A 19,471-nucleotide genomic window follows, 5' to 3' on the forward strand; every position below is an offset into this window, starting at 1 on the left:
CAGCTCATGAACTTATTCCACTTCAACAATCGCTGCCCGGCGCTTACGCTCCCGCAGGAATGCGCGCACCAGCCAGAACCATGCCAGCCCGCAGACCAGATTGGTTGCACAAAACCAGAAATTGCCCCCGCTGAAGTAAGCACTTTTCGCCAGTTCAATCCCCAGCGCAAAGACCACGATACTGACCATCCCCAACATTGCCGCCACGCTCCCTTTTCCGGCAGTGCTGGAAAACAGCGTCAGGCGGTACAGACCGGCGTTCACCAGCCCTGTGCCGAAGCCATAGATACTCAGGCCAGCGGTCAGCCAGAGATAGCTGTGCGGATTGATTGAGGTGCACAATGCAGCCAGCGCCAGCCCGATCAGGATCGGCCATGCGCCCAGCTTCAGCGGCTGTTCAATCGGCATGCGCCCGGATATGCGGCCCAGCGTAAGGTTACCGGCTATCATGGCGACAAACACCGGCAGCTGCAGCAGGGCATAATCCATTCTGGTCAGCCCTTCATCGTGGATCAGGATCACCGGCGAAAGCGCTACCCAGGCCAGGCAGGGAATGGTCACCAGCCCAATTGCCAGCGAACCGCCCATCACCTGACGATCTTTCAGCAGATTGAAATAGCCTTTGCCCAGCGATTTGAGTGAAATCGAGGTGCTACGATCTCCGGAGGTCTCAGGCATGGTCTGCCACAGCCCAAATAGTGCCACGGCAGTCACGGCTCCAAACAGCCAGAACATAGTCCGCCAGTCGCTTACCGACAGGAAAGCCGCACCGGCCAGCGGGCCAGCCAGCGGGGCCAGCAAAGCAACGTTAGCCATCAGCGCCATAATCTTCACGCTGAGTGATTCATCAAACGCTTCCTGAATGGCGGCATAGCCCACCGCGCCAATAAAGCACAGGCTTATCCCCTGAAGAAACCGCAGCAGGATAAATTGTTCAATGCTCTGCACCCAATGGGTGGCGAAGCAGGTCAGCATAAAGAAGGCGACCCCGGCCAGCATCACCGGACGACGCCCCAGCTTGTCCGAGAGCGGCCCCAGCAGCCATTGCAGCACAATCCCGCCGATCAGATAGGCGGTGAGCGAGGCGGAAACCCATTCCGGTCCGACCTTGAACTCGCTGGTCACCAGCAGCATGCCAGGCTGGATCATGTCGTGGGCGATGTAGGTGGCGAACTCAAAAAGCACCAGTGAAAGAGGGAAAATCAGATGACGGCGGGTCAGGCTCGACACCGGAATAAATGAGGCCATTCTGGCTCCTTCCAGCAGGAAATAAATGAAAAGACGCGGCCGCCGAAGCGACCGCGCCAACATACACCAGTTTTATGCCGGTTTAATGAAGTTTTTAGCGAAAGGCCGCAATCGGGTTAACCAGCGTGCCCGCAAACTTGAGGTTCTCTGCCGGGTCAGAGAGGTTGATCATCTGCTGATTATTAGCCAGTTGCAGACGGTTAAGGCAGGAACGGGTGAACTCAGCGGTAAACATATCGTAGCGGGCAAATTTACTGGCCAGTTGCGGATGCGCCTGCTGGTACTCCTTCACACAGTTGGCAACGGCCTGCCAGAATTTCTCTTCCGGCAGCGTGCCGGACTCGTCGAGGATCGCGCTGATAAAGCGGAAGATGCAGTCGAAGACATCGGTAAAGACAGACAGTAGCTTGAGGTTTTCCGGCACGTCGACAGCCAGACGCTGCACTTTCTCCGGCAGCACCGCATCCGGGTTCATCACCGCAATCTCTTCGCCAATATCTTTCATGTGCGCGCTGACCGGCACGTTATTCTCCAGCAGCAGAATCAGGTTCTCACCGTGCGGCATAAACACCAGGTCGTGCTGATAGAAGCAGTGCAGCAGCGGGCTGAGGTAGCAGGTCAGATAGCGTTGCACCCACTGTTCCGCCGGAATACCCGATTCGGCAATCAGCGCGGGCAGCAGGGCTTTCTGGTGCTGATCCACGTGCAGGAACGAAGCCATAGTCATCAGACGCTGGCCGGACTGGAGGCTTGCAACCGGGTTGTCACGCCACAGGGCTGCGAACATTTTCTTGTAGGCAGAGTCGCCGGTGATCGCTTTCTCGTAATAGCGGTTGTGATAGCCGACCGCCGCCACTTCGCGCAGAATGCGGAAGTCACAGCGTTGCAGCCACGGATCCTTCGCAACCAGCTCTTCAAGCCATTCATTTATGGCCGGAGTGGTCGCCATGTAATAGGGCGACAGACCGCGCATAAAGCCCATATTCAGTACGGAGAGCGCGGTTTTCACGTAGCGTTTATCCGGCTGGCTGCGATTGAAGAAGGTGCGGATCGACTGCTGAGCCTGATACTGATCGTCACCGGTTCCCAGCCAGACGATATCGCGGTTGGCGATATCCGGCGCAAACACCGTCAGCAGCTTGTTCTGCCATTGCCAGGGGTGAACCGGCATAAACAGGTAGTCATCCGGCGAGACGCCCAGCTCCGCCAGTTTGTTGTTGAAACTGTCTACTACCGGCTGGCCCAGCTCATCGCGCATCAGCTGTTCATAGTCCAGGTTGCTGAGGCTGGAGAAGTGCGCATTACGCAGGTGAACGGCCACCCATACCAGATTAACAGGCGTTGCGGCTTCCGGTGCAAACGCCAGATAGTCACGCGCATCAAAACCGATACGGCCATTGTTGGCGACAAAACAGGGATGGCCTTCGGTCATTGAGGCTTCCACGGTCTGGAAATCTGCTTTCACCAGTGCGGCGCTGTCCGGGTTGTTCTTTTGCAGCTTGAACACGCTGCTGCATAAGGTGCTGGTGATCTCCTCCATATAAGTCGCCAGCAGGTTCTGTGGGATACCGATCTGCTGGCTGAACTCGACGATAAACTGCAGCGCGTCCAGCGGTAACGAATGGCCATTTTCCTGTTTAATCAGCGAATCCGCATCAATTTCCCAGTGGTCCAGCGCCAGACGGCGGGCTTTAAACTTGTAATCTGCCTCACCCACCGGTGCAGCCACTGCGAAGCGGCCATCTGCCAGCTCTGTTGGGGTGATAATCAGCTCGTGGGAAAATTCGGCAATCGCTTTGCGGATCAGCATCCGGTTGGCTTGCGCCCAGTTGTCGCCTGACAGATGGCTACCGGTCAGCAGTGGGTTGGCACTATTCATAGTCAGCTTTTCCTGCAGTAGAGAGTGTTGGTAATCATCGCGGTGGCAGAAAGCCAGCCACGCGATTTTGTGGCCCATATCAATGGTGTGCTGGTAGCGGAAACCGGCACGCTTGTTCAGCGGGTGGATCTTGTTGTTGCGCACATCCGGCTCAACCACCACGCGCTTTACTGCGGGCTGGCTGAACATATAATCCATCGCCACGGTGAATACCTGCCAGCTGAACTGGCGTACCGGGCTGTTGGCGGGCGCAATCAGGATATGCATGCCGTAATCGCCTTCCTGTGCCGGGTAGAACTTGCCTACCTCATCCTTGCTGGCCTGATAGAACTCCATCAGGAACACCGGTTTATCATCGCAGCAGCCGATCATCGCCGCCTGCGGATTGCTGGCTGTCAGCTCCCGGTAAAACTTCGCTACCTGCTCCAGGCTGTCGTTTTGCATTCCCCAGAAGCGGGCGTAATCACGAGTCACCCAGCTGTGGACCCGCGAGGCGTCTTCGGCCTGCATCGGCCGGAGAGTGAATTGACCCGCCGGGCGGGAGGTGCTGAATAAAGGATTCTGTGACATATCAACGTTCCGTTTTTGCCGGGAAGGTCTGGAAGGCGATCTGGCGTTCGATGGGATAGATTTCCCGACCAGCCAGTTCGCGCAGTAAGACGGAATTGCGGTAGCACGCCATACCCAGGTCAGGGGTGACGAAACCGTGAGTATGCAGCTCGGCGTTCTGCACAAAGACCTGGTTGTCATGGTCGATGCTGTAATTGCGCTGGACGTCGTAGCGACCTTTTTCGTCCCAGCGCAAACGTCTGGCGATGCCTTCAATAAACATCGGTGGCTGATAATGATAACCGGTCGCCATTACCAGACCTTCGGTTTTGCGGATGAAGTCGCGTCCCTGTTCCTGCTGATGCAGTGACAGCTCGAATTCCCCTTCCGGCGTCCGGCGCATATCGCACAGCTCGGAGTGGGTGAACAGATTGACATCCAGTTCGCCGTCCAGACGCTTGACGTACATCAGGTCATAGATGTCGTTAATCAGGCTGCTGTTAATGCCTTTATAGAGATTTTTGTGACGGGCGTTCAGCTCATCACGTTTGGCCGGTGGCAGGTCATGGAAGTAGTCGATCCACTCCGGTGAGGTCATCTCCAGCGTCAGCTTGGTGTACTCCAGCGGATAGAAGCGTGGCGCACGGGTGATCCAGTTGAGCTGGTAGTTAAACTTGTCGATGTCGGTCAGCAAGTCGTAATAGATCTCGGCGGCGCTCTGGCCACTGCCCAGCACGGTAATCGAACTTTTCTGCTGCAATTGATCTTTGTTGACCAGATACTCGCTGGAGTGGGTCAGGCGATCGCGATACGGACGGCTACAGGCTGGCATCCAGGCTTGTGGCCCGGTGCCCAGCACCAGACGGCGGGCGTACCACTCTTTGGCTGCGCCGCTGACAGTATCGACAGAACGCACGATGTAGCACTGTTCGCTCTCATCAAAACTGAGATATTCCACGCGGGTATTCCAGCGCAGGTTACTCAGCTTCGCCGCCGCCCACTGGCAGTACTGATTGTACTCTTTGCGCATCAGGAAAAAGTCTTCCCGGATATAGAAAGAGTACAGCTTGCCTTTCTCTTTCATATAGTTGAGCAGGCTGTAAGGGCTGGTCGGGTCAGCCAGCGTCACCAGATCGGCCATAAATGGCGTCTGCAGGTGTGCGCTTTCCAGCATCATGCCGGTGTGCCAGTCAAAGCCCGGATTCTGGTCAAGGAAGACGCCGTTAAGGCCCTCAACCGGCTCGCTCAGGCAGGCCAGACCCAGGTTGAACGGACCGATACCAATGCCGATAAAATCGTGGATAGTTTTCATAGCATCTCTCACTGATTAGCCGCGTTAAGTGCAGAAATCCGCACCTGCTCCCGACCGTAATGCACAATCAGGGCGATAACATCTTCAAGGTCTGCGGCGGTGGTGGTGGGGTTCAGCAGGGTAAACTTCAGATACTGACGGCTGTTGACTTTGGTTCCGGCGATCACCGCATTACCGGAACGGAACAGCGCTTTGCGGATATTGGCGTTGATCTCGTCAACCGCCGTGTCGCTCATGCCCGGCCGGGGAACGTAGCGGAAAATTTGGGTGGTCAGCTCCGGCGCATGCAGCACTTCAATCGCCGGATGAGCAGTGAGCAACTGGTGAGCGGTCTGGGTCAGGGCGATGATGGAATCAAAGGCTTCACCCAGCGCTGCGGGTCCCATGATGCGCAGCGTCAGCCACATTTTCAGTGCATCGAAACGGCGGGTAGTCTGGATGCTTTTGTTCACCAGATTGGGCGTACCTTCCTGCTGAGCGCTCAATGGATTCAGGTAATCCGCATGATGTGTCACGTGGCTGAGATGCTGTTTGTCCCGCACGAAGAACGCTCCGCAGCTGACGGTCTGGAAGAAAGATTTGTGGTAATCAACGGTAACGGAATCCGCCAGTTCAATTCCCTTCAGGCGTGGGCGATGTTGCTCAGAAACCAGCAGGCCACAGCCGTAAGCCGCATCAACGTGCATCCACAGGCCGTAGTGCTGGCAAAGGTGGGCGATATCCTGCAGCGGGTCAATGCTGCCGAAATCAGTGGTACCGCTGGTGGCAACCACCGCAATCGGGATCAATCCTTCCTGGTGACAGCGCTGAATTTCCTGCTCAAGCTGGCTGGCATCCATACGGTAACAGTCGTCGTGATCCACCGGGATCACTGCGTCATACCCCAGACCGAGGATCGCCATCGATTTCTGGATGCTGAAGTGGCTGAGTTTTGAGGTGAATACGCGCCACTTACCGGCATCCTGCGGCAGCCCACGGTGTTTAATCAGGTGACCTGCATGATGCCCGGCACACCAGCTGTCACGCGCCAGCAGCATCGCCATCAGATTGGACTGGGTTCCACCGCTGGTGAAGATGCCATCAGCGTTTTGCGGCAGACCGATGCGGCTGAGCGTCCAGTCGATCACCTTCTGCTCAATCAGCGTGCCGCCGGCGCTCTGGTCCCAGGTATCCACCGAACTGTTGACAGCAGCCATAATCTGCTCGGCCAGCAGAGAAGGGAGCACCACCGGACAGTTCAGATGGGCCACATATTTAGGATGGTGGAACCAGACGGCGTCACGCAGGTAAAGCTCTTTCAGTTCTTCCAGCGCGGCTTCGTTGCTGCCCAGCGGCGCGTTCAGGTCAACGTTGCTGAACAGGGGCGACAGCTCATGTGGCAGGATACCGCTGAAAGGTTTTTCAACCCCGTTCAGGGTGCTGCTCAGCAGCGTCAGGACATCCTGCGTTTGCCGGTCCCAGGCGTCCAGTTGCCTGTCACTAAAGATGTAATCCTGAGGCGCGACAGCCTCCGGAGTGAGATGCAGGCGAGGCACTGGCTGAGTTTGCGAACGTAAAACCATATCCTGTTCCTTTATTGAAGACGTAAAAAGCCCTGCCGCCACAGAAAAATGACAGCGTTATACGCCTGACGACGGATCGCCAGTTCAGAGTAATTAACGTTTTTCAGGGAGGGTAAATTTCCCCGTGGCACTTTTAATTAGTGGATTTTGCTTGGATAAGCGAAAAAACCTCTCTTTTGTGTGGTTTTGTTGCTCAATGGCGCTGTTTGTTATTGAGGATGAGATTATAAATGGTAATCATTATCATTCAATAAGATTATTGTGACAAAGATGTGATAAGTATTGTTAATGTTATAAGTGTGATAAAGATCACAAAATTGAGTCTCAAAAATCAGTCAGGCTGGAAAAAAGCAGCTAAATTGCGATAAGGAGATGAGTGAAATTTATTGCAGATGGGAAAGACGCAGGAAGTATAAAACAGGGCGTGTGGCACGGACAGACCGCTATTTCAGTCCTGGCACGCCTCGCGCCGGTCATGACGCGAGACGTTAGTAGCAAGTAACCTGAATAATTACTCGACGCGCAGTACGCGGCTGGTGTTGGTGGTGCCGGTGGTGCTCATCACGTCACCCTGAGTAACGATAACCAGGTCACCGGACATCAGAAAACCTTTGTCACGCAGCAGGTTTATGGCGTCATGTGCTGCGACCACGCCGTCATTGTTGCTGTCGAAATAAACGGGGGTGACACCACGATACAGAGCGGTCAGGTTCAGCGTGCGCTCGTGGCGCGACATGGCAAAAATGGGCAGACCAGAGGTGATACGGGAAGTCATCAGCGCGGTACGGCCTGATTCGGTCATGGTGATAATCGCGGTGACGCCCTGCAGGTGGTTAGCTGCATACATCGCTGACATGGCAATCGCTTCTTCGATATTGTCGAACTGCACATCCAGACGGTGCTTGGAAACGTTGATACTTGGGATCTTCTCAGCGCCCAGACAAACCTTCGCCATCGCCGTCACCGTCTCGGCAGGATACTGACCGGCTGCGGTCTCAGCAGAGAGCATAACCGCATCCGTACCATCCAGCACGGCGTTTGCCACGTCCATGACTTCGGCGCGGGTTGGCATCGGATTAGTGATCATTGACTCCATCATCTGGGTTGCGGTGATCACCGAACGGTTCAGCTGACGGGCACGACGGATCAGGGCTTTCTGGATGCCGACCAGTTCAGGATCGCCAATTTCGACGCCCAGATCGCCCCTGGCAACCATCACCACATCGGAGGCGAGGATGATGTCATCCATCGCTTCCTGCGAGGCAACGGCCTCGGCACGTTCAACCTTGGAAACAATTTTTGCTTCACAACCGGCTTCACGCGCCAGGCGACGAGCATAATTCAGGTCTTCACCACAGCGGGGGAAGGAGACGGCAAGGTAATCACAGTTGATTTTTGCAGCGGTCAGGATGTCCGCTTTGTCCTTTTCCGTCAGCGCTTCGGCAGACAGGCCACCGCCAAGTTTGTTAATGCCTTTGTTATTGGAGAGCGGGCCGCCGACGGTCACTTCGGTGTATACCTTCATCCCCTGAACTTCCAGCACTTTCAGCTGCACACGGCCATCATCGAGCAGCAGGATGTCGCCCGGCACGACGTCAGCAGGCAGGCCTTTGTAGTCGATACCTACTTTATCTTTATCGCCTTCACCTTTGCCCAGGCTGGCATCCAGCAGGAATTTATCGCCAACGCTGAGGAAAACTTTGCCTTCTTTAAAGGTGGAAACACGGATTTTAGGTCCCTGCAGATCGCCAAGGATCGCCACATGACGGCCGAGTTTCGCCGCAATTTCGCGGACGCTGTTGGCGCGCTGCATGTGATCTTCCGGGGTGCCATGAGAGAAGTTAAGACGAACGACATTGGCGCCGGCAGCGATGATTTTTTCGAGGTTATTATCGCGATCGGTGGCAGGGCCTAACGTGGTTACGATCTTGGTTCTTCTGAGACGTCTGGACATGTATGACTCCGTTGACTTTGAAAGGGTACTGCCGGAGCAATCCCTGTAAAGGTTCAGTGATTTTATAATATTCGGACCGTGTCGATCGGCCCTTTACACAGTCATTATGGAAATCAGGGTCGCGTCGGCAACGCAAGCCCGTCTTCTTTTTCAAACCGCGACTCCTTCAGAGCCGCTTTCACACGTTTAAGATTGTCACGGAATGTAGCTCCGCGCCGCAGCGTAAAGCCGGTGGCGAGCACGTCTATCAGCGTCAGCTGTGCCAGGCGCGACACCATCGGCATATAAATGTCGGTGTCTTCCGGCACGTCTAAGGTGAGTGCCAGGGTGGCTTCACGCGCCAGCGGCGAGCCAGAGGAGGTGATGGCCAGCACCGTGGCATCATTTTCCCGGGCAAGTTGTGCCAGTTCGACTAAATTTTTAGTGCGCCCGGTATGGGAAATCAGCACCATAACGTCGCCTTCCGTACTGTTGATACAGCACATCCGCTGCATCACAATATCATCGGAATAGATGACAGGCACATTGAAGCGAAAAAATTTATTCATTGCATCGTGAGCAACGGCGGCAGAAGCACCCAGACCGAAGAAGGCGATCTTTTTTGACTGGGTCAACAGGTCAACAGCGCGGTTAACTGCACTGGTATCCAGACCGTTTCTGACCCGGTCCAGCCCGGCCATTGCCGATTCGAAAATTTTGCCGGAGTAGGAGTCGACGCTGTCATTCTCATCGACATTGCGGCTGACATAGGGGGTACCGTTGGCCAGACTTTGCGCCAGCTGCAGCTTGAAGTCCGGGAAGCCTTTCGCCTCCAGCCGGTGACAGAAGCGGTTGACTGTGGGTTCGCTGACTTCCGCTTCACGGGCCAGCAGCGCGATACTGACGTGGATGGCGGAACCGGGCGCAGCGAGGATCACTTCCGCTACTTTGCGCTCGGATTTGCTAAGGTGTTCCAGGTGAGTCTGGATTTTTTCCAGCATATTCATAACGGCATCCACTCATACATTCTGACGATTTCAACCAAAGGAGAAATCGATGTCAATTTGTAGAGAATATACATTGCGCTAAACAGCCGGGGGCAGGGGCTTCACGTGCTTTCCTGCGCTTTTTTCCCAGAATTTGATCTGTGTCTGACTTTCACAGTGGTAAACGAAGTAACAAAAAAGTTGAAAAATTACGCACAAACTGTCTGCCCGGTCGGCGATAAAGTTTGCACAATCTGGCTACTCTGTGCTGGAACGACGCTCTCAGGTTTACGCGGCCACGGCAAAAGCAGTACATTGTACTGAAAGAAAATTACAATAAGAGCCTGAATGCTTACGGATTACGCAGGTCAGGCTTATCCTGCAACGAGGAGAATATAATGGCGGTTACACAAACGGCCCAGGCATGCGATCTGGTCATTTTCGGTGCCAAAGGCGATCTCGCACGCCGGAAACTGTTACCTTCCCTGTATCAATTAGAAAAAGCCGGTCAAATCCACGAAGACTCACGCATCATCGGCGTGGGCCGTGCGGACTGGGACAAAGCAGCCTATACCAAGGTAGTGCGTGAAGCGCTGGAAACCTTTATGAAGGAGAAGATTGACGAAGCGCTGTGGGACAAGCTCAGCGGCCGTCTCGACTTCTGCAATCTGGACGTTAATGATGTAGCGCACTTCACTAAACTGGGCAAAATGCTCGACCAGAAGAAGCGCGTCACCATTAACTATTTCGCCATGCCGCCAGGCACCTTTGGCGCCATCTGTAAAGGGCTGGGGACTGCTAAACTTAACGCTCAGCCTGCCCGCGTAGTGATGGAAAAACCACTTGGAACCTCGCTGGAAACTTCACGCGAGATCAACGATCAGGTCGGTGAATATTTCGAAGAGAACCAGGTCTTCCGAATTGACCACTATCTTGGCAAAGAGACGGTGCTGAACCTGCTGGCCCTGCGCTTCGCTAACTCTCTGTTTGCCTCCAACTGGGATAACCGCACTATCGATCACGTGCAGATTACCGTGGCGGAAGAGGTGGGTATCGAAGGTCGCTGGGGCTATTTCGATAAAGCTGGTCAGATGCGCGACATGATCCAGAACCACCTGTTGCAGGTTCTGACCATGATTGCTATGTCTCCGCCAGCCGATCTCTCTGCTGACCGTATCCGTGATGAGAAAGTGAAAGTGCTGCGCTCGCTGCGCCGTATCGACCACAGCAACGTGCGCGATAAAACCGTGCGTGGTCAGTACACTTCTGGCTTTGTGCAGGGCAAAAAAGTGCCTGGCTACCTGGAAGAGGAAGATGCCAATAAGGCCAGCAACACCGAAACCTTCGTCTCCATCCGCGTGGATATTGATGACTGGCGCTGGGCGGGTGTTCCATTTTACCTGCGTACCGGCAAACGTCTGCCGACCAAGTGCTCCGAAGTTGTGGTCTACTTCAAGAATCCGGCGCTGAACCTGTTTAAAGAATCCTGGCAGGAACTGCCGCAGAATAAACTGACTATCCGTCTGCAGCCGGATGAAGGCGTGGATATTCAGATCCTGAACAAGGTTCCCGGTCTGGATCACAAGCACAACCTGCAAACCACCAAACTGGATCTGAGCTTCTCAGAAACCTTCAACCAGTCACATCTCGCCGATGCCTACGAGCGTCTGCTGCTGGAGACAATGCGCGGCATTCAGGCACTGTTTGTGCGCCGTGACGAAGTCGAAGAAGCCTGGAAATGGGTCGACTCCATCATGGAAGCCTGGGCTGCTGATAACGAAGCGCCTAAGCCTTACCAGGCAGGCACCTGGGGACCGGTTGCCTCGGTGGCGATGATCACCCGCGATGGCCGCTCGTGGAATGAGTTTGAATAATTACGCTGGCTGAATAAACCCGCTCAGGCGGGTTTTTTTATGCCTGAATGACAAAAAGAAAAAAATGAACCGCAGTTTCAAAAACAGAGGAAGCGCATGGACGAAGGCGGTGGCTATCCTGTATGGTAGAGGACGAAATCACTTTCCGGACGCCCTGGGCGTCGCTTTTTGCCAGCCATGTATCCACGGGAATCAGGCTGGTCAGACAGGAGAAGCAGGTCGATGAGTAACTGGAAAACAAGCGCAGAACAGATCCTGACAACTGGCCCGGTTGTGCCGGTCATCGTGGTAAACAAACTGGAACACGCGGTGCCAATGGCGAAAGCGCTGGTGGCGGGTGGCGTTAAGGTGCTGGAAGTGACGCTGCGCACGCCTTGTGCCATGGATGCCCTTAAAGCGATGATCAAAGAAGTGCCGGAAGCGATTGTGGGGGCCGGTACGGTGCTCAACGTAGAGCAACTAAAAGAAGTGACTGATGCGGGAGCACAGTTCGTTATCAGCCCTGGTATTACCGAATCACTGCTGAAGGCAGCAGTTGCGGGGCCTGTGCCGTTAATCCCGGGGATCAGTACGGTTTCAGAGCTGATGACCGGGCTGGACTACGGCCTGCGTGAGTTTAAATTTTTCCCGGCAGAAGCGAATGGTGGCGTGAAAGCGTTGCAGGCGATTGGTGGTCCGTTCCCGCAGGTGCGTTTTTGCCCGACGGGTGGTATTTCTCCGGCTAACTACCGCGACTATCTGGCGCTGAAAAGCGTGCTCTGTATCGGCGGATCCTGGCTGGTTCCGGCGGATGCGCTGGAAGCGGGTGACTACGACCGTATCACTCAACTGGCGAAAGAGGCAGTGGCCGGCGCGCGCTGAGATTATGTTCGCTTCGGCTGAGTTACCGGCAGCGATGAAGCCGGTTCCGGAATAAAAAAAGGATGGCAAAAGCCATCCTTTTTTGTGGGTACGACGAGAGTTAACTCAACCGCTGATCTTAACGCCAGCCGCGCAGCTAACTGCCCGTTCCACGGCGTCGTCAATGTCGTGTCCCGTCGCCAGCGCAACCCCCATACGGCGTTTACCACGGATCTCCGGCTTGCCAAACAGACGAACCTGCAGACCCGCACCCAGCACATCACCCAACTGTGCAAACTGCACGTTATCACTGTCCAGCTCTGGCAGGATCACTGCAGAAGCCGCCGGACCGTACTGACGGATGCCGCCAACAGGCAGGCCGAGGAAGGCGCGAACATGCAGTGCGAACTCCGACAGATCCTGAGAGATCAGCGTGACCATGCCGGTATCGTGTGGGCGAGGAGAGACTTCACTGAACACCACTTCATCGCCGAAGACAAACAGCTCAACACCAAACAGACCATGACCGCCCAGTGCCAATACCACTTTTTGGGCAATTTCTTCCGCACGCTGCAGGGCGAGGGCGCTCATCTGCTGCGGCTGCCAGGATTCACGGTAGTCGCCATCCTCCTGACGATGACCAATCGGCGCGCAAAAATGAATGCCATCCACCGCGCTGATGGTCAGCAGGGTGATTTCAAAATCAAATTTAACCACACCTTCAACGATCACGCGACCGGCACCGGCTCGTCCACCCTGCTGAGCGTAATCCCAGGCCACATCCAGCTGTGAAGCTTCGCGGATAAAACTCTGTCCTTTTCCTGACGAACTCATTACCGGCTTAACGATGCACGGGAAGCCAATTTCCTGCGCAGCCTGGCGAAAAGCCTCTTCGCTGTCGGCAAAGCGGTACGTTGAAGTGGGCAGAGCCAGCTCCTCCGCAGCCAGGCGACGAATGCCTTCACGGTTCATGGTCAGGCGGGCAGCGCGCGCGGTAGGGACAACATGCTGACCCTTTTTTTCCAGCTCAATCAGCATATCGGTTGCGATGGCTTCGATTTCCGGCACGATAAAATCGGGGCGTTCCAGTGCCACCAGAGCCTTCAGTGCCTCACCATCCAGCATATTAATGACATGGCTGCGGTGGGCAACGTGCATGGCGGGAGCATCGGCATAGCGATCCACGGCGATCACCTCCACGCCCAGACGCTGGCACTCCAGCGCGACTTCTTTGCCCAGTTCACCTGAACCCAGCAGCATTACACGAGTGGCAGCAGGGCGTAGCGCAGTTCCAAGAGTTGTCATAATCTCTACCTGATTGGATGAAAAAACGCGCGCAGTATAAACGAAAACGATTGCGCATACATCTGCTTTACGGACTTGAGCCAAAATTTCATCGCTGTTATACTGTATAAAAATACAGTTAACTGAGGTGTGCACTATGGCTGTTGAAATCAAATATGTTGTCGTCAGAAAAGGTGAGGAAAAGATGACGTTCGCCAGTAAGAAAGAAGCCGACGCTTACGACAAAATGCTCGACATGGCGGAAGTGTTCTCCGACTGGCTGAGCGTTGCTCCGCTGACCATCGAAGAAGAGCAGCGTGAAGCGCTGGGCATGTTCCTCGCCGAAAACAAGGATGCCGTTCAGCACATCCTGCGCACCAGCAAGCTGCCGGAAGGTACCGATGTAGTTTCTGAAGTGAATGAATCTGCACCTCTGGCTGAACACCACGAAGAAGTGGCTGAATCTGAAGAAGCAGACGATGCCGTTGAAGTGGAAAAAGCTGAAGTATTTGCAAAAGCCGCCAGGCCTTCACGCGCCAGCAAAGCGGCTTGAATTTATCGTCGCAACTGCCCGGCAAATTTAGCCGGGCGTTTTTGTGAAGCTCAGTAAGTTTGCGGGGCGGTCAGCCTTGCGCAACAGCGCTTCAGGGCATGCATTGCTTCCCTTGCCACATCGGCAGGATTTTGCTGATTAAAATCGTCGTTAAAGACTTCCAGCCCCAGCGGCCCGCTGTAACCCTCAGACTCCAGATAATCCATCAGCGTATACAGCGGGAAGCTACCCTGACCGGGTAACAACCTTTTGTGGCGCGCTGTATCCACCAGTTCACCCTGAGCGGGCAGAACAATCAGATCGGAAAGCTGCACAAGGAAGATTTTATCCATTGGAATACCTGCCAGATCCGCCACGGTGCGACTGCGAACGAAAATGTGGAAGGCATCCACCACCAGACCTAAATTGGGTTCATTAACCTGCTGGATAAGTTTCCATGCTGCGGCGGTATTGTTAATGTGTGTGCTCCATGCCATGGCTTCAAAGGCAATCCGCAGCCCCCGTTTACCCGCTTCACGCGCCAGCCAGTGAATATCCTCCTCTTCTCGTTCGGCAATACAATTCTGCTGAGTGGAAGCTGGTGTCAGAAGAGTGGTTGCGCCAAGCGAGACGGCCGTATCCAGCATCTGCAAAGCTTCATCACGCTTGCTCTGCCGCATCTCTTCCGGCGCACCGTCAAAATCCAGCAGAACCTGATAATCTGTCAGCGCCAGATTGTGCCCTTTCAGCAGGTTGGAGAGATCGACCGTATTGCCTGTCGCGGCCTCAACGTCCTGTCGCCAGAGTTCAACCTGACTGAAGCCTGCCGTTGCTGCGGCCTCAATTTTCTCCTCCGGCGTTCCGCCAAGCAGAACCGTATTAATAAACAGTGGATTGTTGCTGAATCGCATGATATTCCCCTTTTAAAACCTTGCAACATTGCACTGCCGGTCAGGGTCTGGCTGCCCTTACTCCTGCCCGGTCTGACCTTTTGTTACCGCGAAAAAGTTAACCGGTGTCCTCAACAGTATAGTCTGGCACTCAGGCTTGCCGGAACGTCAAAACGTAAGGGAGTTTTCGAGGCTTTGCAGGCCTTGACGGTACTTGACGTATGCCACTCTATGCTGATGTTTTTATTTATGAGAAGGAAGAGTGATGAACTGGCTGCAGCAAATACAATCTGTTCTGGGAAACAGTAAGCCGGGACAGCAGGGAAGCGAAGGACTGAGTAAAATGCTGGCTCCGGGGGCGCTGGGCGGCCTTGCCGGGCTGCTGATTGCCAGCAAATCCTCCCGTAAACTGCTGAGTAAATATGGCAAAAACGCACTAATTATCGGCGGCAGCGCAGCCGCAGGTGCGTTGCTCTGGAATAAATACAAGCAGCGAGTGAGCGAAACGCACAGTGAGGAGCCGCAGTACGGTAAGCAACAGTCACCGGTTGATCGCCGGGCTGAGCGCCTGATCCAGGCACTCGTTTTTGCAGCCAAGAGTGATGGTCATATCGACAGCAGTGAACGGCAGGCTATTGATCAGCATATCCATCAGTCAGGTCTGGGTAGTGATGGGGAAAGATTGCTGCAGTCTGCCATTGAGATGCCGCTGGACCCAAAAATGCTGGCACACGACGTAAAAAATGAAGAAGAGGCGCTGGAAGTCTATTTCCTCAGTAATCTGGTCATCGATGTTGACCATTTTATGGAGCGCAGCTATCTGCAGGCTCTGGGCGATGAGCTGAAAATCCCACAGGATGTCCGGGACAGCATGGCCCGGGATATTCAGGCTGAAAAGCAAAAACTGCCGGCCTGAGGCGGAAAGGGGGCTAAATGCCCCCCAACAACCTGTTTTGTTTACCTGCCCCCCGTTTAGCGCTTGGCAATCTCTCTGACAGCTGCCACCCTTATCCGATAAGACTTATTCAGCGGGGATGCAGCATGATTAAACCACCAGTCGCCAAAAAAATTCCTTATAAGATGACCCTTCACGGAGAAACCCGGACAGATAATTACTACTGGCTGCGGGACGATCAACGTGAAGATCCTGCGGTACTTGGCTATCTGCACGCGGAGAACGATTACGGCAAAGAAGTGATGAAGTCGCAGAAATCGCTGCAGGAGCGTGTGCTGAAAGAAATCATTGACCGTATCCCGCAGCGCGACCACTCCGTCCCTTACGTTAAAAATGGTTACCGCTACCAGCGCCGCTATGACGAGGGCAATGAGTATGCCATCTACACCAGACAGCCTGAGAACTCATCCACGCCGGAACAGTGGGACCTGCTGCTGGACGGTAATCAGCAAGCGGCACACAGTGAGTTTTACACGCTGGGTGGCATGGGCATCAGCCCGGACAACCAGACTATGGCACTGGCAGAGGACTTTCTGTCACGCCGTCAGTACGGGATCCGCTTCTGCAATCTGGAAACGGGAAGCTGGTATCCTGAAAAGCTGGAAAATGTGTCATCCAGCTTTGTCTGGGCCAGCGACAGCCGGACGTTTTATTACGTGCTCAAGGACAAGCAAACGCTGCTGCCCTGGCAAGTGTGGCGACATCAGCTGGGTACTTCGCAGCAGGAAGATGAACTGGTTTATGAAGAGCAGGACGATACCTTCTACGTCAGCGTGCATAAAACGACTTCCGAACATTTTATTCTGATTGTTCTGAACAGCAGTACTACCAGTGAAATCCTGCTGCTGGATGCCGAATATGCAGATGCCACGCCACAGGTATTTTGCCCGCGGCGTAAGGACCACGAATATACGCTGGATCACTACCAGCAACATTTCTACGTTCGTTCCAACCGCGAAGGTAAGAACTTCGGCCTTTACCGGACCGACCATTTTAAAGAAGAAGTGTGGGAAACGGTGATCCCGGCACGTGATGCTGTTGTGCTGGAAGATTTCAGCCTGTTCCGTGACTGGCTGGTGGTGGAAGAACGGTAGCGCGGCCTGACCAGCTTGCGTCAGATTTGCTGGAAAACCGGCAAGGATATTGGTATTGCATTCGACGATCCGGCCTATGTGACCTGGCTGTCATACAACCCCACGCCAGAAACCAGCAAACTGCGTTACGGCTACTCTTCAATGACCACGCCCGACACACTGTTTGAACTTGATATGGACAGCGGTGAGCGTCAGGTGCTCAAACAGTCAGAAGTGAAGGGCTTTAATGCCAGCCAGTACCGAAGTGAGCATCACTGGATAAAGGTCCGCGACGGAGTGGAAGTGCCCGTTTCGCTGGTTTATCACCGTGAACACTATCAGCCCGGCAAAAACCCGCTGCTGGTTTACGCCTATGGCTCTTACGGCAGCAGCATGGATGCGGATTTCAGCGCCAGCCGGTTGAGCCTGCTGGATCGCGGTTTTGTGTTTGCACTGGCACATATTCGCGGTGGCGGTGAACTGGGACAGCAGTGGTACGAAGATGGCAAGCTGCTGAAAAAAATGAACACTTTCCACGACTTCATTGATGTGACCAATGCGCTGGTGGAGCAGGGGTATGGTAATCCTCAAAAACTCTATGCGATGGGAGGCAGTGCGGGCGGCCTGCTGATGGGCGGAGTGATCAATATGGCGCCCGCTCGTTTCCATGGTGTTGTGGCGCAGGTTCCCTTTGTGGATGTTGTGACGACCATGCTGGATGAGTCTGTTCCGCTGACTACCGGAGAGTATGACGAATGGGGGAATCCGGCGGAAGAGGCGTTCTATCATTACATCCGCCAGTACAGCCCCTATGACTGCGTCTCCGCGCAGAATTATCCACACCTGCTGGTGACCACCGGCCTGCATGATTCCCAGGTGCAATACTGGGAACCGGCAAAATGGGTGGCTAAGCTGAGGGCGCTGAAAACTGACGATAATCTGCTGCTGCTTTGCACCGATATGGATGCCGGGCACGGTGGGAAATCAGGTCGCTTCAAATCTTATGAAGGGGTGGCACTGGAATATGCATTCCTGATCGCGCTGGCGCAGGAAACGCTCAGCGCGGCCACTGCGCACTGAATATTTACTCTGCCGACAGCGCCCGCTCCATGGCGCTGCGCAGATCGGGTTTCAGGTCCTGGATATTCTTGAGCATCCACCTGAGATAACCCGGATCGCGCTTCGCCACGTCATCAATCTTACTGCCGCGGTACTTGCCAAACGGAAAGGTGGTGCCTGAACCGCGGACCTGCATACGGCGAACCATCTCCTCACTATCCCAGCCGGAAAATTCCATAATGCGAATAAGAAGTGACGCTGTCACGTAGCAGTCATACAGCGCACGGTGAGCATGCAGGTCAGCGGGTGGTGTAACCTCTAACTGCAGAGATTCTCTTAATGCCTGGTTACCGTACTTTCTGCCCGGCCACAGGCCTCTTGCCAGCGTCATGGTGCAGATCCACTCACCGGGCATTTCCGGCAGCATTCTGCGATCAAAGCTGGCGTTATGAGCCACATAGTAAGCGCTGCCGTGGTAACGGCTGATGACCTGTTCGATAGGCGGTTTATCGGCCACCATGGCCTCGGTGATGCGGTGGACAGCCATTGCCTGACGGCCGATCGGGCGATCAGGGCAGACCAAATCGCTCATGGGATTGACAATCTGGCCGTTAATCACATCGACTGACGCCACTTCAACAATGCCGCCCTGCAGGCCGCAGGTTTCGGTATCGATCACACGTAACATAATTCGTCCCTACTAAATAACTGACGGGTAGCGTAACGAATGCACCTCTCCTTGCCAATCTTTACCCGTTCTTCTGGCGATGACCAGCTGTTCCCCGGAACTGCCCGACACGACCTGCCGGCCTTGTTCATCCCAGAACGCACTTTTTCCGGCACTCTGGTAACCGCCGGTGGGCAGTGCATGGTTAGCCATCAGCACCGGCATTTTGTACTCTTTTGACCAGCGGGCAAGGTATTCGCAGTCTTTCGCATACCCTTTTTCCGAGGCCAGCACGCTGGTGGCGTAGAGGTTAGCTCCACGTCTTGCGGCATCTCTTGCATACTCTTCCACGCTGATGTCTGCACAAATAGCCAGTGCGACGTGGTGGTGTCGATAACCGAACAGCGGAACACCTTCACCAGCCTGAAAAAACAGATTCTCTTCGCCAAACAGTTCTCGTTTGCCGTAGGCCAGTTTGGTACCGTCGGCCAGAAATGTCAGTGCGCCAAGCAGAGTTTGATCGCCTTGCAGCAACGGCAGGCCAATAACGATCGACATCTGATATTCGCTGGCGGCAGAAGCAAAGGCGTCAAGGCGCGGATCGTTTATTTCCATGGCCAGCGTCGGGCTGAGAGCCAGCTCGTAGCCGCTGAGGGAAAGTTCGGGGAAAACCAGCACATCGACCTGCAGTTCAGCGGCCTGATGGATGAAATCAAGATGACGTGAGAGGTTATGGTCAATCTCTCCTGGACGCGATCCTGACTGTGCCGCAGCGACACTCCAGACGGACATAGGCTCTCCTTTGAAGCTGGATTTAAGCCAATATCT

General features: G+C 54.6%; 14 protein-coding genes and 1 pseudogene. 5 read left to right on the forward strand and 10 right to left on the reverse strand.

Going from position 1 to position 19,471, the window contains the following annotated elements; translation table 11 throughout:
- Positions 1 to 12: 12 nt before the first annotated feature.
- The 6 genes from GSQ70_RS23875 to GSQ70_RS23900 all read right to left on the reverse strand — a co-directional run bounded on the left by GSQ70_RS23875 (position 13) and on the right by GSQ70_RS23900 (position 9,490).
- Positions 13 to 1,248 (reverse strand): MFS transporter, encoded by a 1,236-nt coding sequence (locus GSQ70_RS23875; RefSeq protein ID WP_158784838.1) that lies wholly within the window; start codon positions 1,246 to 1,248, stop codon positions 13 to 15.
- A 94-nt stretch (positions 1,249 to 1,342) separates the two neighbouring features.
- On the reverse strand, positions 1,343 to 3,697 hold the full coding sequence (locus GSQ70_RS23880) for a GNAT family N-acetyltransferase (RefSeq protein ID WP_158784839.1): 2,355 nt from the start codon (positions 3,695 to 3,697) through the stop codon (positions 1,343 to 1,345).
- 1 nt (position 3,698) lies between these two features.
- A complete protein-coding gene (locus GSQ70_RS23885) occupies positions 3,699 to 4,988 on the reverse strand; it encodes a lysine N(6)-hydroxylase/L-ornithine N(5)-oxygenase family protein (protein WP_158784840.1) in 1,290 nt (429 codons plus the stop codon).
- Positions 4,989 to 4,996: 8 nt separating this feature from the next.
- A complete protein-coding gene (locus GSQ70_RS23890; protein WP_158784841.1) occupies positions 4,997 to 6,550 on the reverse strand; it encodes an aspartate aminotransferase family protein in 1,554 nt (517 codons plus the stop codon).
- A gap of 511 nt (positions 6,551 to 7,061) precedes the next feature.
- Positions 7,062 to 8,504: a pyruvate kinase gene (gene pyk, locus GSQ70_RS23895; RefSeq protein ID WP_158784842.1), complete on the reverse strand. Its 1,443-nt coding sequence runs from the start codon at positions 8,502 to 8,504 to the stop codon at positions 7,062 to 7,064.
- Between the two features lie 113 nt (positions 8,505 to 8,617).
- The gene (locus GSQ70_RS23900) at positions 8,618 to 9,490 is read right to left on the reverse strand and encodes a MurR/RpiR family transcriptional regulator (protein ID WP_158784843.1); all 873 of its coding nucleotides are present in this window, start codon (positions 9,488 to 9,490) and stop codon (positions 8,618 to 8,620) included.
- A gap of 377 nt (positions 9,491 to 9,867) precedes the next feature.
- Here GSQ70_RS23900 and zwf point away from each other — a divergent pair, with 377 nt between their 5' ends.
- Complete coding sequence (gene zwf, locus GSQ70_RS23905; protein WP_158784844.1) at positions 9,868 to 11,343, forward strand: glucose-6-phosphate dehydrogenase; 1,476 nt, start codon at positions 9,868 to 9,870, stop codon at positions 11,341 to 11,343.
- A 222-nt stretch (positions 11,344 to 11,565) separates the two neighbouring features.
- On the forward strand, positions 11,566 to 12,204 hold the full coding sequence (locus tag GSQ70_RS23910; protein WP_158784845.1) for a bifunctional 4-hydroxy-2-oxoglutarate aldolase/2-dehydro-3-deoxy-phosphogluconate aldolase: 639 nt from the start codon (positions 11,566 to 11,568) through the stop codon (positions 12,202 to 12,204).
- 105 nt (positions 12,205 to 12,309) lie between these two features.
- Here the strand turns inward: GSQ70_RS23910 and purT are convergent, their stop codons facing one another.
- Positions 12,310 to 13,488, reverse strand: coding sequence for a formate-dependent phosphoribosylglycinamide formyltransferase (purT, locus tag GSQ70_RS23915; RefSeq protein ID WP_158784846.1), 1,179 nt, complete (start codon positions 13,486 to 13,488; stop codon positions 12,310 to 12,312).
- A gap of 136 nt (positions 13,489 to 13,624) precedes the next feature.
- Between purT and GSQ70_RS23920 the strand changes: the two genes are divergently transcribed.
- The gene (locus GSQ70_RS23920; protein ID WP_158784847.1) at positions 13,625 to 14,020 is read left to right on the forward strand and encodes a YebG family protein; all 396 of its coding nucleotides are present in this window, start codon (positions 13,625 to 13,627) and stop codon (positions 14,018 to 14,020) included.
- Between the two features lie 50 nt (positions 14,021 to 14,070).
- Here the strand turns inward: GSQ70_RS23920 and GSQ70_RS23925 are convergent, their stop codons facing one another.
- Positions 14,071 to 14,910, reverse strand: coding sequence for a sugar phosphate isomerase/epimerase (locus GSQ70_RS23925; RefSeq protein ID WP_158784848.1), 840 nt, complete (start codon positions 14,908 to 14,910; stop codon positions 14,071 to 14,073).
- A gap of 241 nt (positions 14,911 to 15,151) precedes the next feature.
- Here GSQ70_RS23925 and GSQ70_RS23930 point away from each other — a divergent pair, with 241 nt between their 5' ends.
- Together GSQ70_RS23930 and GSQ70_RS23935 are read left to right on the forward strand one after the other, a co-directional pair.
- Complete coding sequence (locus GSQ70_RS23930) at positions 15,152 to 15,805, forward strand: tellurite resistance TerB family protein (RefSeq protein WP_158784849.1); 654 nt, start codon at positions 15,152 to 15,154, stop codon at positions 15,803 to 15,805.
- Positions 15,806 to 15,933: 128 nt separating this feature from the next.
- Positions 15,934 to 17,997 (forward strand): annotated as a pseudogene (locus GSQ70_RS23935) (prolyl oligopeptidase family serine peptidase).
- Between the two features lie 4 nt (positions 17,998 to 18,001).
- Here the strand turns inward: GSQ70_RS23935 and exoX are convergent.
- Complete coding sequence (exoX, locus tag GSQ70_RS23940; RefSeq protein ID WP_158784850.1) at positions 18,002 to 18,664, reverse strand: exodeoxyribonuclease X; 663 nt, start codon at positions 18,662 to 18,664, stop codon at positions 18,002 to 18,004.
- A gap of 12 nt (positions 18,665 to 18,676) precedes the next feature.
- Positions 18,677 to 19,435: a carbon-nitrogen hydrolase family protein gene (locus tag GSQ70_RS23945; RefSeq protein ID WP_158784851.1), complete on the reverse strand. Its 759-nt coding sequence runs from the start codon at positions 19,433 to 19,435 to the stop codon at positions 18,677 to 18,679.
- Between the last annotated feature and the right edge of the window lie 36 nt (positions 19,436 to 19,471).

Source organism: Pantoea sp. BAV 3049 (genome assembly GCF_009765445.1).
In the GTDB taxonomy this organism is placed as follows: domain Bacteria; phylum Pseudomonadota; class Gammaproteobacteria; order Enterobacterales; family Enterobacteriaceae; genus Erwinia.